The sequence below is a fragment of the Mycobacterium sp. P7213 genome, assembly GCF_900604305.1.
In the GTDB taxonomy this organism is placed as follows: domain Bacteria; phylum Actinomycetota; class Actinomycetes; order Mycobacteriales; family Mycobacteriaceae; genus Mycobacterium.
Window position 1 is genome coordinate 30,465 of the sequence record NZ_UWOA01000005.1, and the last position, 15,238, is coordinate 45,702.

At 65.8% G+C, this 15,238-nt stretch carries 13 protein-coding genes and 2 pseudogenes; 13 read left to right on the plus strand and 2 right to left on the minus strand.

The window, feature by feature from the left end; translation table 11 throughout:
- Positions 1–2 precede the first annotated feature (2 nt).
- From EJK91_RS03130 to EJK91_RS03175, 10 genes and pseudogenes are all read left to right on the plus strand, one after another.
- Positions 3–950 (plus strand): ABC transporter substrate-binding protein, encoded by a 948-nt coding sequence (locus tag EJK91_RS03130; RefSeq protein WP_125078238.1) that lies wholly within the window; start codon positions 3–5, stop codon positions 948–950.
- 96 nt (positions 951–1,046) lie between these two features.
- The gene (locus EJK91_RS03135; RefSeq protein ID WP_046300842.1) at positions 1,047–1,703 is read left to right on the plus strand and encodes a 5-oxoprolinase subunit B family protein; all 657 of its coding nucleotides are present in this window, start codon (positions 1,047–1,049) and stop codon (positions 1,701–1,703) included.
- A gap of 5 nt (positions 1,704–1,708) precedes the next feature.
- The gene (locus tag EJK91_RS03140) at positions 1,709–2,605 is read left to right on the plus strand and encodes a 5-oxoprolinase/urea amidolyase family protein (protein ID WP_125078239.1); all 897 of its coding nucleotides are present in this window, start codon (positions 1,709–1,711) and stop codon (positions 2,603–2,605) included.
- A 9-nt stretch (positions 2,606–2,614) separates the two neighbouring features.
- Positions 2,615–3,159 (plus strand): annotated as a pseudogene (locus EJK91_RS03145) (GNAT family N-acetyltransferase).
- Positions 3,160–3,600: 441 nt separating this feature from the next.
- Positions 3,601–4,824: a sodium-dependent bicarbonate transport family permease gene (locus EJK91_RS03150; protein ID WP_125078240.1), complete on the plus strand. Its 1,224-nt coding sequence runs from the start codon at positions 3,601–3,603 to the stop codon at positions 4,822–4,824.
- Positions 4,825–5,050: 226 nt separating this feature from the next.
- Positions 5,051–6,445, plus strand: coding sequence for an MFS transporter (locus EJK91_RS03155; protein WP_024441408.1), 1,395 nt, complete (start codon positions 5,051–5,053; stop codon positions 6,443–6,445).
- Between the two features lie 80 nt (positions 6,446–6,525).
- Positions 6,526–6,831, plus strand: a pseudogene (locus EJK91_RS03160) (winged helix-turn-helix domain-containing protein); the annotation flags it as partial.
- Positions 6,828–7,520, plus strand: a complete 693-nt coding sequence (locus EJK91_RS03165) for a sirohydrochlorin chelatase (RefSeq protein ID WP_046300947.1) — start codon at positions 6,828–6,830, stop codon at positions 7,518–7,520. The pseudogene EJK91_RS03160 and the gene EJK91_RS03165, both read left to right, overlap by 4 nt.
- 220 nt (positions 7,521–7,740) lie before the next feature.
- Entirely contained in the window at positions 7,741–9,132 is a 1,392-nt protein-coding gene (locus EJK91_RS03170) for a nitrate/nitrite transporter (protein WP_125078241.1), read from the plus strand.
- Between the two features lies 1 nt (position 9,133).
- Positions 9,134–10,279, plus strand: a complete 1,146-nt coding sequence (locus EJK91_RS03175) for a uroporphyrinogen-III synthase (protein WP_024441404.1) — start codon at positions 9,134–9,136, stop codon at positions 10,277–10,279.
- A 6-nt stretch (positions 10,280–10,285) separates the two neighbouring features.
- Here the strand turns inward: EJK91_RS03175 and nirD are convergent, their stop codons facing one another.
- Positions 10,286–10,654, minus strand: a complete 369-nt coding sequence (nirD, locus tag EJK91_RS03180; protein WP_024441403.1) for a nitrite reductase small subunit NirD — start codon at positions 10,652–10,654, stop codon at positions 10,286–10,288.
- Entirely contained in the window at positions 10,651–13,218 is a 2,568-nt protein-coding gene (nirB, locus tag EJK91_RS03185; RefSeq protein ID WP_036457466.1) for a nitrite reductase large subunit NirB, read from the minus strand. Before nirB ends, nirD begins: the two co-directional genes overlap by 4 nt.
- 217 nt (positions 13,219–13,435) lie before the next feature.
- Between nirB and EJK91_RS03190 the strand changes: the two genes are divergently transcribed.
- The 3 genes from EJK91_RS03190 to EJK91_RS03200 all read left to right on the plus strand — a co-directional run bounded on the left by EJK91_RS03190 (position 13,436) and on the right by EJK91_RS03200 (position 15,234).
- Entirely contained in the window at positions 13,436–13,879 is a 444-nt protein-coding gene (locus EJK91_RS03190) for an Hsp20/alpha crystallin family protein (protein ID WP_024441401.1), read from the plus strand.
- A 164-nt stretch (positions 13,880–14,043) separates the two neighbouring features.
- Entirely contained in the window at positions 14,044–14,340 is a 297-nt protein-coding gene (locus EJK91_RS03195; protein WP_024441400.1) for a hypothetical protein, read from the plus strand.
- Between the two features lie 69 nt (positions 14,341–14,409).
- Positions 14,410–15,234, plus strand: coding sequence for a hypothetical protein (locus tag EJK91_RS03200; RefSeq protein ID WP_125078243.1), 825 nt, complete (start codon positions 14,410–14,412; stop codon positions 15,232–15,234).
- Positions 15,235–15,238 lie beyond the last annotated feature (4 nt).

Here is a 15,238-nt window from a genome sequence, read left to right on the forward strand (position 1 = left end):
CGATGCGAGACCAGTGGAGCCGGCGCGGTTTCTTCGGCCTCTGCGGCGCGGCCGGTGCCACCGCACTTCTGGCCGCCTGCTCGTCGGAAGACCACAGGGACGACGGCGCACCCGGGCCGGTCGCCATCGCCCATATCTTTGGTGAGACCACCGTCCCGGAGCCGCCCAGCCGGGTGGTGTGCGCCGGCTACACCGGTCAGGACGACCTGCTGGCGCTCGGTGTCGTCCCGATCGCGGTAACCAATTGGTTCGGCGATCAGCCGTTCGCGGTGTGGCCCTGGGCGCAGCGACAGCTCGGGGACGCCAAGCCGGTGGTGCTGGACTTGGACAACGGGATCGCGGTCGCCCAGATCGCCGACCTCAAGCCGGATCTGATCATCGCGACAAACGCCGGGGTGGATGCCGACACCTATCAGAAGCTGTCGGCGATCGCGCCGACCGTGCCGCAGTCCGGTGGTGACGCCTTCTTCGAGCCCTGGAAGGTTCAGGCCGCCGCCATCGGCAAAGCCGTGCATCGCGGTCAGCAGATGCAGTCATTGATCGACGGGGTCGACAGCGCGTTCACCGACGTCGCCGCTGCGCGCCCCGGCTTCAAGGGCAAGAAGGTGCTGCTGCTGGCCGGCCGACTGGACCAGGGCGATGTCAGCGCCGCCACTGGCTGGCGAACCGCCTTTCTGACTCAGATGGGGTTGACCGTCGCAGAGGCATCCCCGGTGATCGAGCACGAGCGGATCGACGCCACGCTCGGCGCCGCGGATGTGCTGATCTGGACCACCGAGAGCGACGACGAGCGGACGGCGCTGTTGGCCGATCGCGACGTCGCCGGGTTCGAGTCTCGCAGCGTCTTCACAACCAAGGATCAGGCCGGCGCGATCGCCTTCGCCTCGCCGCTGAGCTATCCGCTAGTGGCAGCACAGCTGCCCGCGCTCATCGCCAAGATCACTGGCTAGGGCCGACTCTGCGCGTTCCGTAAGACCCCTCTGGCATACCCCGCAGAATTGTGTTCTACGTCACTATTGGGCGTCATTCGGGGCTACGGTCGTGGCATGAGCGTGGCATTGGATTTCAACGATTTCACCAAGACCGACGTGGTCCTCGACTACGGCGACAGCGCCCTGCTGCTGCAGTTCGACTCCACCACCGACGTGCTGGCATGGACCGCGGCAATACGTTCCGCCGCGCTGCCCGGCGTTGTCGACGTAGTCCCGGCGTCCCACACGGTGTTGGTGAAACTGGCCGCGCCCAGGTACCGGGCCGGTGTCCGGCGGCGCCTGACGACCCTGGACGTCGACCGGGACGCTGTCCGGATGCGCGCCCCCGAGGGCACCGCAGACGTGATTGTCGACGTCATCTACGACGGGCCGGACCTGGCCGAGGTGGCCGAACACACCGGCCTGAGCGTCGCCCAGGTCATCAATGCCCATACCGCGACGCCCTGGTTGGTGGGGTTCGGCGGATCCACTCCGGGTTTCGCCTACCTGCTCGGCGGCGACCCCCGGCTGCAGGTGCCCCGGCGCGCCGAGTTGCGTCCGGTTCCGGCCGGCTCGGTTGCGCTAGCCGGCCAGTTCAGCGGCATCTATCCGCGTCCGTGGCCCGGCGGTTGGCAGGTGATCGGCCACACCGACGCCGTGTTGTGGGATCTGGAGCGGCCCGCCCCGGCGCTGTTGACCCCGGGCCTGTCGGTGCGATTCCGGGCTGCGTGACCGCCATGACAACCACCCTGGAAGTGCTGCACACCGGCCCGCTGGCTTTGGTCGAAGATCTGGGCCGGGCCGGGATGGGCCACCTCGGAGTCAGCCCGTCCGGCGCTGCCGACCGCCGCTCGCACAAGTTGGCCAACCGGCTGCTGGCCAATCCCGACGATCGAGCCACCATCGAGGTGGCATTCGGCGGATTGTCCGTGCGAGTCCACGGCGGAGACGTCGACATCGCGGTCACCGGCGCCGACACCGACCCCGATGTCAACGGAGTCAGCTTCGGCACCAACAGCATCCAGCACGTCCGCGACGGCCAGGTGGTCTCCTTGGGCAGGCCGCGGTCGGGACTGCGCAGCTATCTGGCGGTGCGAGGCGGCATCGATGTCACCCCGGTGCTGGGTTCCCGCAGTTACGACGTGATGGGCGAGATCGGCCCCGCCCCGTTGCGTGACGGCGACGTGCTGCAGATCGGCGAACGGACCGGCCACTTCCCCGAGATCGACCAGGCGCCGGTGGCGACCATCCCCGACGACGTGGTCGAGTTGCTGGTGACACCCGGCCCACGCGACGACTGGTTTGTCGACCCCGACATTATGGTGCGCACCAATTGGCTGGTGAGTAACCGCAGCGACCGCGTCGGCATGCGCTTGGTGGGGATGCCACTGGAATACCGTTGGCCGGAAAGGCAATTGCCCGCCGAGGGTACCGACCGGGGCGCCATCCAGATCTTGCCGAACGGCTTCCCGATAATCCTGGGACCCGACCATCCGGTGACCGGCGCCTACCCGGTGGTCGGGGTGGTGGTCGACGACGACATCGACACGTTGGCCCAGGTCCGGCCCGGACAGACCGTACGGATGCACTGGTCTCGGCCCCGCCAGCACCCCGCCGCACGCTCGGCCTGGTAGGCCCGTCGGGTGCTCGGCCAAGTTCCTACCGCCCGCCTGATCCACACCAGCGATCTGGACGATGAGACCCGTCGCGGCGCCCATCGGCTGGTCACCGAAGCCTCCGGGGGCGAACTTTCTGACGCCGATTGGCAGCACGCGCTCGGCGGCATGCACGCGTTGATCTGGCACCACGGCGTCCTGATCGCCCACGGCTCTGTGATCCGGCGCCAACTGCTCTATCGCGGCAGATCTCTGCGGTGCGGCTATGTAGAGGCCGTCACCGTCCGGGCCGATCACCGGGAGCGGGGTCTGGGCACCGCGGTACTTGAGGCATGCGAACAGGTGATCCGCGGCGCGTTCGAGCTCGGCGCGCTCAGTTCACCCCGTATCAGCCGCCGGCTCTACACCGCGCGGGGATGGTTGCTGTGGCGTGGTCCCACGGCCGTCTTAGCCCCGACCGGTCCGGTGCGCACCCCCGAGGCGGACGGGACCGTGTTCGTTATGCCGGTGGGCACCGACCTGGACCTCACCCCGAACTGACGTGCGGCTGGCGGGACGGCCACGTCTGGTAGCCGCACGGTTAACGGAGGGTGGATGCGCCGTGTATGGGCGGCGACTGGACGCACCCGGGCCGAACCGCACCCTTTCTCCGGATGTTCATAAGAATCAGCCGTGCGATTGAAGCGTCGCCCAGATTGATTGTTAACTTAATATTGCGTGGACCTCACCGGAAAACCGGGTCACGACCGCACGTATCGGCACTTGCCGCCCCCGGGAGACAATTTTTCAGCGCTCTGAGCTGGGCATATTCGCCATCGTGGCCGTATCGGCGCCCCTCGCCCCGCGTGGAGACATTCCGGGAGCAAGGCCGGATTTTGTGGCTCCCTGCCACTCTGCTGCCAATCGTCGCAGGGGCCCTACTTCGAGGCGCTAACTAACGCGTGTGGCCTTATGGTGTGACCGTCACGGCTTGCCCCGGCCCTGGCGGTCCCCCTCTCGAAAGACGCACCCTCATGCTGTACGAGTTTTGGCACAACTTCACCCACAACTTGTTCAAGCCACTGTTGCTTTTCTTCTACATGGGCTTCCTCATCCCGCTGCTGAAGATCAAGTTCGAGTTCCCCTACGTCCTGTATCAGGGCTTGACGTTGTATTTGCTGCTGGCCATCGGCTGGCGCGGCGGCGAAGAGCTCGCGACCGTCGACTCGTCGAGCATCGGCGGCGTTCTGGGCTTCATCGTGCTGGGCTTCGCCACCAACTTGATCATCGGATTCGTCGCCTACTGGTTGCTGACCCGGATGACCAAGATGAGACGTATCGACCGAGCCACCGTCGCCGGGTATTACGGGTCGGACTCCGCCGGCACGTTCGCCACCTGCCTTGGCGTACTCGCCACTTTGGACATAGCGTTCGACGCCTACATGCCGGTAATGCTGGCCGTCATGGAGATTCCGGGCTGCATCGTGGCCCTGATCCTGGTGTCACGGTTGCGGGCACGCGGGATGGACGCGCAGGGCAACATGGCCGACGAACCCGGCTACAAGAAGAAGAAGAAAAAGGCCAGCCGACAGCTCGTCACCGCCTCCGCCCTTACGAGCGCAGCGCACACCACAACGGGGCACATCCAAGACGAGAGCGACCTCGCGCTGGAAAGGCGGGAGCATGCCCAGCCGAGCGCTGCGATGTCGACTACATCCTCGGCGCCGCCCAGCGGAGCGCTGTTGCGAGAGGTGCTGCTCAACCCGGGGCTGTACCTGCTGTTCGGTGGGATCGTTATCGGCTTCGTCGGCCGCCTGCAGGGCGCTTCGGTCATCGAGGACGGCGATCATGTCTTCGTCACCGCGTTCCAGGGGATGCTGTGCCTCTTCCTGCTCGAGATGGGGATGACAGCCTCCCGCAAGCTCAAGGACCTGCGGTCGGCGGGACGCGGCTTGATCGCCTTTGGATTGTTGGCGCCCAACCTCTTTGCGATCGCTGGAATTTTCATCATCCACACCTACGCGCAAATCACCGGCACCCCTTTCGAGGCCGGCAGCTACGTGCTCTTCGCAGTGCTGTGCGGTGCGGCGTCCTACATCGCCGTGCCGGCGGTGCAGCGAATGGCGATCCCCGAGGCCAGTCCGACGGTACCCCTGGCCGCATCCTTGGGCCTGACGTTCTCCTACAACGTGACCATCGGGATACCGCTCTATCTGCAGATTTCGAAGGCCGTCAACATCTGGCTTCCAGTCAGCTGACAGAAGCTTCCAACCGAACGCAACGCTTCTCCACTCGCTCGGTCAACCAGGCGAAATATCCTGCGCGCGCGTCCAATACGTGATGCGGGCCACTCAAATTCCTTGAGTCCACCTCATTTTCAGGTTCCGCTCTGCCACTTGCCAGATCGGGCCGGTAGGTTCGCACACCGTCCATCGTGATGCGAGATTCTGCGCGTGGCGGTGGCCCGGATCCCGAGGAGATCGCATGAGCAACGGCCACATCACCAATTTCGATCCTGAGGACAGCGCAGCCTGGGAGGCCGGCAATGCCGCCATCGCACGCCGCAACCTGATCTGGTCTACCGCCAGTACGCATGTCGCGTTCTCGATCTGGTCGCTGTGGTCGGTAGTGGTGCTGTTCATGCCCGAGTCGGTCTATGGCATCAAGGCCGGCGACAAACTGCTGCTGGCCGCGGTCGCCACTCTGGTCGGCGGATGCGTCCGCGTCCCCTACGTTCGCGCCACCGCAAAATTCGGCGGCCGCAACTGGGCGGTGGCCTCGTCACTGATCTTGCTGATTCCGACCGCCGGGACACTGCTGTTGCTCCTCAACCCCGGCCAACCGCTGTGGATGTATCTGGTGTGCGCTGCGCTGACCGGCCTGGGCGGCGGCAACTACGCCGCCTCCCTGGCCAACGTCGACGCCTTCTATCCTCAGCGTCTCAAGGGCGTCGCCCTCGGACTGTGCGGCGGCATCGGCAACCTCGGGGTGGCAGCCATCCAGCTCGTCGGCCTCCTGGTCCTGGCCACCGTCGGCAACACCAAGCCGGAGTTGGTCTGCTCGGTCTACCTGGTCCTGCTTGCCGTGGTGGGCACCTGCGCGGCACTGTGGATGGACAACCTCGACCACGGCAAGGAAGAGGTCGGCAGCATTCGGTCGATCCTGGCGGTCCCGGACAGCTGGATCGTCTCGGCGTTGTACTGCGCAGCGTTCGGCTCGTTCATCGGCTTCGCCTTCGCGTTCGCCCAGGTGCTGCACGTCACCTTCGAAAAGGCCGGCCACAGTCCCGCCGAGGCGGCACTCTATGCCGCGCGAATCGCGTTCCTGGGCCCACTGTTGGGCGCCTTGGCCCGCATCTACGGCGGCCGGGTGGCCGACCGCCGCGGCGGGGGCCGCATCACCCTGGTGGTGTTCCTCGGCATGATTCTGGCGTCCGCCGTGCTGGTGGTGACCAGCACCATCGACGACCACACTACCCGCGCGACCACATCGACGATCGCGATCTACATCGCCGCATTCATGGTGCTGTTCATCCTTGCCGGGATGGGCAACGGATCAGTGCTGAAGATGATCCCGTCGATCTTCGAGGCCCGCAGTCGCTCGCTGGACGCCGACGAAGCCGAGCGCCGGCATTGGGCGCGTTCACATTCCGGCGCTTTGATCGGGTTTGCCACCGCAGTCGGCGGGCTCGGCGGGGTCGCCATCAACCTGATCCTGCGTCAGGCCTACGCCAGCTTCGGGTCCGAGACCCCGGCATTCTGGGTGTTTCTGGCGTCCTACTGCGCCGTTGCGGGTTTGACCTGGGTGATGTATGTCCGCCGGCCACGCGGCAGCCGAGGCGACCGGGTTCGGGTCGACGCCGAGAAGATCTCGGCGTGACCTGGAACACATATAGGGCAACGGCTCCGAAATCGCGGGGTAACACAGACGAAATCGACTGCGACTAAATCTTATGCATGAGTACCGCCGTCTATGCCGCCGGTCATCGTATTGATATTGAGGAGAGCCGGGTCCTCGTGGATGGGATAGTCAAGCCGGTTTCGCCGGCCGGACTGGCCGCTTTGCGCGTCCTGGCGCTCCGACCGGGCCACGTCGTCGCCCGGGAAACCCTGCTGCGCGCTCTCCCGGGACGTGGCAACAGTATGCACGCCGTCGACTCTGCCGTCCTCCGACTGCGAACAGCGCTGGGCGACAGCCACATCGTCGCCACGGTGGTCAAGCGAGGTTACCGACTCGCCGTCGACACTGAGCAGGGCGTGGCATGATTCCCATCCTGGTCGCGCACGGCACCCGTCAGCCCGACGGGGTAGTCATGATCGGCGAACTCGCCGAACGGGTCGGCACCCTGCTGGCGCAACCGGTCAGAGTGGCATTCATCGACGTGTTGGGGCCCAGCCCGGCCGAGATCCTCTCCGCTGAGGCCGAAAACGGCCGCCCGGCTATCCTCGTCCCCGCCTTCCTTGCCCGCGGCTACCACGTCGGCGTCGACGTGCCGACCCAGGTCGCCGCCAGCGGCCACCCCGACGTCACGATCACCCCAGCACTGGGACCCGATCCTCGTGTCGCCGCGGTCGTCGCCGCTCGGCTGTCCGAATCAGGCTGGCGCCAAGGTGAATCAGTGGTTCTCGCTGCAGCGGGGTCCACCGATCCGGTCGCGCAGGCCGACCTCAAGCACGCAGCGCAGATGGTGTCTGGCATAATCGGAGCACCCGTCACAGTGGCATTCGCCGCTACCGGTGGACCCAGCGTTCCCGAGGCTGTCGCCGACCTGCGCAGCCAAGGCGCGTCACGCGTCGTGATCGCGTCATATTTGTTGGCCGACGGTCTTTTCCAGCGCCGCCTGCACAATGCCGGCGCGGATCGAGTTACCGCGCCGCTGGGCACGCATCCCGGGATCGCCCGGGTCGTCGCCGATCGGTTCATCACCGCCCATACGCGGATTCCGGTGCGATAACACCTTTTCGGCATCGGTCTGCGTCGTTCCGAACTTGGGACATGGCGCTTGCACTGTGAATTCCATTCTATCCCCGCCATATTGATCGGTAGCCTGCGCTGCCTTTGCGCCCTCACCGGACCTCCCGCCTCACACGCTTCCACCAGCGCCGTGAGGAGAAGTTCACGACTGAGTCATCTCGTGCAGCATTGCGGTAACGAAAGATTTCTACCGTGACCACATGGCTCGTTCACACCTGATTACCCAGTGGGATCCCGAAGACACCGTGGCCTGGAAGGCCGGCAACGACAAGGTTGCGCGACGCAACCTGATCTGGTCGACAGTTGCTGAGCACGCCGGCTTTTCGATCTGGTCGATCTGGTCGGTGATGGTGCTGTTCATGCCCGAGTCGGTGTACGGCTTCAGCGCCGGCGACAAGTTCCTGCTGGCAGCCACCGCCACCCTCGCCGGTGGCGTGCTGCGCATACCGTACTCGCTGGCCACCGCGGCCTTCGGCGGCCGCAACTGGACGATCTTCTCCGCGCTGGTGCTATTGATCCCGACCATCGGGATGATGGGCCTGCTGGCCCATCCGGGTCTGCCGCTGTGGCCTTACCTGGTGTGCGCGGCCATGACCGGTCTGGGCGGGGGCAACTTTGCCGCCTCGATGACCAACGTGAATGCCTTCTACCCGCATCGACTCAAGGGCTGGGCGCTGGCGGTCAATGCCGGCGGTGGCAACCTGGGCGTTCCGCTGATCCAGCTGGTCGGGTTGGCGGTGCTAGCCACCGTGGGTAACCGCCAGCCGTACTGGGTATGTGCGATCTATCTGGTCGTCCTCGCGGTGGCCGCGATCGGCGCAGCACTTTTCATGGACAACCTCGACGGTCAAAGGGCAGACCTGACGGCCATGCGTGCGATCCTTCCCGAACTCGACACCTGGATCGTCGCACTGCTCTACATCGGCACGTTCGGCTCCTTCATCGGGTTCTCGTTCGCGTTCGGCCAGGTGTTGCAGATCAGCTTTGTGGGCGGCGGCCAGAGTCCCGCTCAGGCCTCGTTGCACGCTGCCCAGATCGCCTTTTTGGGACCGCTTTTGGGGTCGTTGTCCCGGATCTTCGGCGGGCGCCTCGCCGATCGGCTTGGCGGCAGCCGGGTGACGCTGGCTGCCTTTGGCGGCTTGTTCGCAGCCTCCGCGTTGCTCGTCGCCGTGAGCACACTGGACAGCGGTCGCACCGGCCCCACGTCCGGCGCGGTCATGGTCGGCTACGTCATCGGCTTCGTGGCGCTGTTTATCGTCTCCGGGATCGGCAATGGCTCGGTGTACAAGATGATTCCGTCGGTCTTCGAGGCCCGCAGTCACCAAATGGGTATGCACGAGAGCGACCGTCGGCACTGGGCGCGGGCCATGTCGGGGGCACTGATCGGATTTGCCGGCGCAATCGGCGCCCTGGGTGGCGTAGGAATCAACCTGGCACTGCGCCAGTCGTACATCACCAGCGGCTCGGCGACCACGGCATTCTGGATCTTCCTGGTGGGTTATGTGGGGGCCGCGGCGCTGACCTGGCACAGGTATGTACGTCGGCCGTTCTTCGCCCCGCAGCCGGCCCGGGCCGTGTTGGCACCGGCGTAAGGTGTCCACGTCGCTGAGTGGCTACCGGGTCGCAGTCACGTCAGCGCGCCGCGCCGAGGAGCTCTGCACCTTGCTGCGTCGCCACGGCGCCTCGGTCTGTGCGGCCCCGGCCATCACCATGATCGACTTGACCGACGACACCGTATTGCACGGGCGCACTGAATCATTGATCGAGAACCCGCCAGATGTCCTGGTGGTGACGACGGCGATGGGCCTCCGCGGCTGGATCGCCGCTGCCGAAGGATGGGGTATTGCCGACCGGCTGATCGCAGCCCTGACGACCGCCCGTGTCGTGGCCCGTGGACCGAAGGCTGTTGGCGCATTGCGCACCGCGGGCCTGCCCGAGGAGTGGTCACCCGAATCGGAGTCATCGGCCGCGATGCTCGATTACCTGAAATCCGATATCGCCGGAGCCCGCGTGGCCGTGCAGCTCCACGGCACCACCGGCGACTGGGATCCCGCTCCGGAGCTGCTCGATCAGTTTCGCAAGGCGGGCGCCGACGTACTGCCCATCCCCGTCTACCGATGGCGTCCGGCCCAGCCCGGCGGGGAGTTCGACCAGCTCACTTCCCAGATCGCCCAACGCCAATTCGATGCTGTCAGCTTCACCTCGGCCGCCGCTGTGATGGCGACACTGACCCGTGCCGCCGATCTGGGCATCTCGGACGCACTGCTGCTCGCTCTGCGTTCCGACGACGTGCATGCCATGTGCGTCGGACCGTTGACGGCGCGGCCGTTGGCACTCTTGGACATCCCGACCTCTTCGCCGCGGAGAATGCGACTGGGGGCGTTAGCTCGCCACATCATCGATGAGCTTCCGCGGCTGCGCGCCCACACCGTTCACGCCGCGGGCCATCGCATCGAAGTGCGCGGCAATTGCGTACTGGTCGACGGGGTGGCCAAGCCGATGTCGCCCTCGAGCATGGCCACACTACGGGCGCTGGCTCACCAGCCCGGCCGCGTTGTCTCCCGGCAGACCCTCCTCGAGGCGCTGCCCGGCAACGGCACCAGCACTCATGCGGTAGAAACCGCTGTCCTGAGGCTGCGAACAACGCTGGGCGACAAGAATATCGTCACCACCGTTGTCAAACGGGGGTATCGCCTGGCCGTAGATCAGGTGGACCAGGTAGGCCAGGAAGCCGGCTAGGGCCGGCTAAGCAACGGCCCGTTCCGCGACCGGCTGCCCGACCTGCACGTAGCCGTCCTCGCTGATCCGAGTCGGATACACCCGCACCGAGACGCTCGGGTCATCCAAGCAGCTGCCGTCGTCAAAGGCGAAGGCCTGCTTCTTCAACGGGGAGATGACAGATAGCCGGCCGCCGCGGTCACCGACGATTCCGCGGGACAGCACCGCTGCCCGGAAGAACGGGTCGATGTTGCACACCGCACGGACCGAGCCGTCGTCGAGCCGGAACAGCGCCGCCTGCTTGCCGTTGGCGAGCAGGACACCCACTCCGAGTCCGGGAATCATGCTGTCGTAGCGGCAGGCGGTGATCCAGGTGTCGATGTTGTTGGTGTTCATGACTTCTCCTCAGATACTCGCAGGACGGGGACGGGTAACGGGACCTTGCGGCCGTCGCGCACGGTGAAGGCGACGGTGGGATCTTCGGCATCGGGGGCGTTGACGAAGGAGACGAATCGTGACAGCTTCTCCGGGTCGTCGAGGACGCCCTTCCACTCATCGGCGTAGTTGTCGACGTGGCGAGCCATCTCCGCCTCGAATTCCGCTGCCAGCCCCAGGGAGTCGTCGCAGACGACCTCGCGGACGTGGTCGAGTCCACCTTCCATCGCCTCGATCCAGGGCGCGGTGCGCTGCAACCGATCGGCGGTGCGGATGTAGAACATCAGGAACCGGTCGACATAGCGGAACACGGTCTCGGTGTCGAGGTCGCTGGCGAGCAACTGGGCGTGCTTGGGCGACATACCGCCGTTCCCGCCCACGTAAAGATTCCAACCGATCTCGGTCGCGATCACACCGACGTCTTTGCCGCGTGCCTCGGCGCACTCACGCGCGCAGCCCGAGACGCCCATCTTGATCTTGTGCGGCGCGCGCAGTCCGCGGTAGCGCAGCTCCAGATCGATGGCCATCTTCACCGAATCCTGCTGCCCGTAGCGGCACCAGTCGCTGCCCACACAGCTTTTCACTGTCCGCAACGACTTTCCGTACGCCTGACCGGATTCCATGCCGGCGTCCACTAGCTTGCGCCAGATCGCGGGCAGCTGATCCACCCGTGCACCGAACATGTCGATGCGCTGGCCACCGGTGATCTTGGTGTAAAGGCCGAATTCCTGGGCAATCTGGCCGATCAGGATCAGGTGCTCGGGCTTGATCTCACCGCCGGGCACCCGCGGAACCACTGAGTAGCTGCCGTTGCGCTGAATATTGGCCAGGAAGTGGTCGTTGGTGTCCTGCAGAGCGGCCTGCTCGCCCTCAAGGATGTGGTCTGATCCGGTGGACGCCAAGATGGAGGCGACGGTGGGCTTGCAGATGTCACAGCCGTGGCCCGTGCCGAACCGCTCCAGCAGTTCGGAGAAGGTGCGGATTCCGGTGACCTGGACGATCTCAAACAGCTCCGCGCGCGACTGGGCGAAGTGTTCGCACAGCGCCTTGGACTGCTCGACACCCTCGGCGACCAGCAGCTCCTTGAGCAGCGGAATGCAGGATCCACACGAAGTTCCCGCCTTGGTGCAGTCCTTCAGGCTCTGCACGTCGTGGCAGCCGCCGGCGATCGCGGCGCACAACTGGTCCTTGCTGACGTTGTTGCAGGAACAGATCTGCGCCGCCCCAGGCAACGCACTGATCCCCAGGGCGCTCTTGCTGTCGCCGGAGCTGGCCGGAGCGATCAGATCCAGGGGATCGCCAGGCAGCTCGGCGCCGACCATCGGACGCAGCACGCCGTAGGAGGAGGCGTCGCCGACCAGGATCCCGCCGAGCAGAGTCTTGGCGTCGTCGGAGAGCACCAACTTGGCATAGGTGCGCTTCACCGGATCGTTGATGACGACCGACAGCGAGTTCTCCGTCGACCCCATCGCGTCGCCGAAGCTGGCCACGTCGACACCGAGCAGCTTGAGCTTGGTGGACATGTCCGCCTCGCCGAATTCGGCCACACCCTCGAGCAGGCGGTCGGCGACCACCTCGGCGCTGGTGTAGCCGGGGCCGACCAAGCCGTAGCAGACGCCCTCGATGGCGGCCACCTCACCGATCGCGTACACGTCGGAATCGCTGGTCCGGCAACACAGGTCGGTCAACACACCGCCACGCTCGGCGATCGCCAGACCCGCCTCACGAGCCAGTTCGTCACGGGGACGCACGCCCGCGGCGAAGATCACCAGGCCGGCCTCGATCGCGTTGCCGTCGGAGAGCTTTACCCGCAGGGTCGGTGAACCGTACTGGTGGGTCAGCTGCTCGATGGACTCGGTGCCCACACCGACGTGCACCGCGATGCCCAGTTCCGAGATCATCCGGCTCAGCAGCACACCGCCGGCGTCATCGAGCTGTTGCGGCATCAGGCGCGGCGCCATCTCGACGATGTGCGGCTCGATCCCGGACGCCCGGAGCGCGTTGGCGGCCTCCAGCCCCAGCAGTCCGCCCCCGATCACCACTCCGGCCCGGGCGTTACCGGCTTCCAGCATGCACTCGATGTCGGCCCGGATTCCGTCCAGATCGTCCAGGGTCCGGTAGACATGGCAGCCGGGCAGATCGTGGCCGGGCACCGGGGGGACGAACGCGCGTGAGCCGGTCGCCAGCACCAGGGTGTCGTAGCCGTAACGCTGCCCATCCGCGGCGAGCACCGACTTGTCGGCCAGATCAACCTTCTCGACCCGGGTGCTCAGCATCAGCCGCACCTGCTCGTCGTCGGCGTAGTCGTTGCCCGGCAGCGCCAGCCGGGACCGGTCCCACCCGTCGGTGTAGGAGGTCAGCCCGACGCGGTCGTAGGCGGGATCGGATTCCTCGGCCAGCACCGTGACCCGCCAGTCGGCGCCTCCGGGCCGGCTGCGCAGCGCCTCCACGAAGCGGTGCCCCACCATGCCGTGTCCGACCACGACAAGGTCTTTGACGGCGCGCGGGGTTTCGATCGTGGTCATAGAAGGGAGGTTAGGAACCCGATATTGCCGGAGTATCGCCATACGTTACAAGCGTGTGAACGGTTCGCTGCTTACGCCGTGATACCGCTCACGGCACCACTTTTGTGCGTCCGTGTTCACTGCCGGCGAACACGGAACTTTAGCGAGGGTGACTCAAGTTCTACCCAGTGACGGGCCGGCACCCGACCGGCACGCGGTAATCATTCGAGGAGTCCCCATGAGCACCCTGACCTTGAGGCACCACCCGTTCGACACTGACCGTTGGGTCCGTGACTTCTTCAGCCCGGCCACCGCCAGCGACTGGCGGGCTCCCGCCGCGACGGGGTTCCGGCCGGCCGCCGAGATCACCAAGGACGGCGACGACGCTGTGGTGCGGCTGGAACTGCCGGGCATCGACGTCGACAAGGACGTGACGGTCGAACTCGACGGCGGCCACCTGGTGGTCCGCGGCGAACGGCGCGACGAGTACGCCGAGACCGACGCCGACACCAACCGCACGCTGCGCGAGGTGCGCTACGGCGCGTTCCGCCGCTCGTTCGCGGTTCCGGCCCATGTCACCGGCGACGCCGTGACCGCGACCTATGACGCCGGCGTACTGACCGTCCGGGTAGCCGGGGTGTACGCGGGCACCCGGCCGCAGACCATCGCCATCACCAAGTAAACCGGCGCGGCGGTCTTCGACCCGAAAACCCCTGCACACGCCTGTGTGTAGGGGTTTTCGGCGTCCAACACGTCAGCTCACAACGTGATCTGTCTCACGTTCCGTTCCTGGTGTGATTAGCATCGGGTGAACGTACTGTGATCCGTACCACCCGAGGAGGTCTGGTGTCGAGCACTACCGAACTCGCCGAGCTGCACACCCTGATCGGTGACCTGCGGCGTTGCGTGCTGGGGCTGAAGACCCGCTTCGGCGACATCCCTGGAATGCGCCGCATCGAGCTGGACGCCGAGCGCATCCTCACCGACGTTCAGCTCCTCGAATCCGATGCCGGAGAGCTGGACTTGGAGCGCTGGGCGGCCGAGCGGTCGCACGAGAAGATCACCATCCCTGACACCGAATACGACACCGAATTCTGGCGCGACGTCGACGACGAAGGCGTCGGCGGCCAAGGCAGGTACTGACCCACACCGGGTGCTGCCTGCGGCCAAGGGGCGCCCTCCGACGAACTGAGCCGAAGGGAACCCCATTAGATGAGCGCACCCGCCGTGAACCGTCCCGGCGTCTACTCGGCGACTCGCGCACGAATCGCGAATCGCACCCTGCGTACCGACCGCTGGTGGCTCTCGCCGCTGCGGGTGAACCTGGGACTGCTCGCGTTCATCATCTACGCGACCATCCGATCGTTCTGGGGCAGCGCCTACTGGGTTGACAAGTACCACTACCTGACACCGTTCTACTCGCCGTGCATCAGCGCGTCGTGTGTGCCCGGCTCAAGCCACTTGGGCGTCTGGCTGCCGGAATTCCCTCGGTGGATTCCGTTGGGGGCATTGGTATTGCCCTTCCTGCTCTGCTTCCGGCTGACCTGCTACTATTACCGCAAGGCCTACTATCGCTCCGTCTGGCAGTCGCCGACGGCCTGCGCGGTGCCCGAGCCCCGTGCCCACTACACCGGCGAGACTCGTTTGCCGTTGATCATGCAGAACAGCCACCGCTACTTCTTCTATGCGGCGTTCACGCTCGCGGCGCTCAACACCTATGACGCAATCGCCGCACTGCACTCCGACGACGGGCCCGGCGGGTTCGGGTTCGGGGTGGGCAACATCGTGCTGCTCGCGAACGTGGCGATGCTCTGGGCCTATACCGGCGGCTGCCACTCCTGCCGGCACATATTCGGCGGTCGCCTCAACCACTTCTCCAAACACCCGGTCCGCTACTGGTTTTGGACGAAGATCAGCTGGTTCAACGGCCGCCACCAGCAGTTCGCCTGGATCACCCTCGGCACGCTGGCGTTCACCGACCTCTACGTCGCCCTGGTCTCCAGCGGCGTCATCACCGATTTCCGGTTCGTCGGCTAAGTGC

What these genes read in the sequence shown, in the direction of transcription:
- EJK91_RS03130 (WP_125078238.1), top strand. Translation starts at nt 3, where the DNA reads ATGCGAGACCAGTGGAGCCGGCGCGGTTTCTTCGGCCTCTGCGGCGCG.
- EJK91_RS03135 (WP_046300842.1), top strand. Translation starts at nt 1,047, where the DNA reads ATGAGCGTGGCATTGGATTTCAACGATTTCACCAAGACCGACGTGGTC.
- EJK91_RS03140 (WP_125078239.1), top strand. Translation starts at nt 1,709, where the DNA reads ATGACAACCACCCTGGAAGTGCTGCACACCGGCCCGCTGGCTTTGGTC.
- EJK91_RS03150 (WP_125078240.1), top strand. Translation starts at nt 3,601, where the DNA reads ATGCTGTACGAGTTTTGGCACAACTTCACCCACAACTTGTTCAAGCCA.
- EJK91_RS03155 (WP_024441408.1), top strand. Translation starts at nt 5,051, where the DNA reads ATGAGCAACGGCCACATCACCAATTTCGATCCTGAGGACAGCGCAGCC.
- EJK91_RS03165 (WP_046300947.1), top strand. Translation starts at nt 6,828, where the DNA reads ATGATTCCCATCCTGGTCGCGCACGGCACCCGTCAGCCCGACGGGGTA.
- EJK91_RS03170 (WP_125078241.1), top strand. Translation starts at nt 7,741, where the DNA reads ATGGCTCGTTCACACCTGATTACCCAGTGGGATCCCGAAGACACCGTG.
- nirD (WP_024441403.1), bottom strand. Translation starts at nt 10,654, where the DNA reads ATGAACACCAACAACATCGACACCTGGATCACCGCCTGCCGCTACGAC.
- nirB (WP_036457466.1), bottom strand. Translation starts at nt 13,218, where the DNA reads ATGACCACGATCGAAACCCCGCGCGCCGTCAAAGACCTTGTCGTGGTC.
- EJK91_RS03190 (WP_024441401.1), top strand. Translation starts at nt 13,436, where the DNA reads ATGAGCACCCTGACCTTGAGGCACCACCCGTTCGACACTGACCGTTGG.
- EJK91_RS03200 (WP_125078243.1), top strand. Translation starts at nt 14,410, where the DNA reads ATGAGCGCACCCGCCGTGAACCGTCCCGGCGTCTACTCGGCGACTCGC.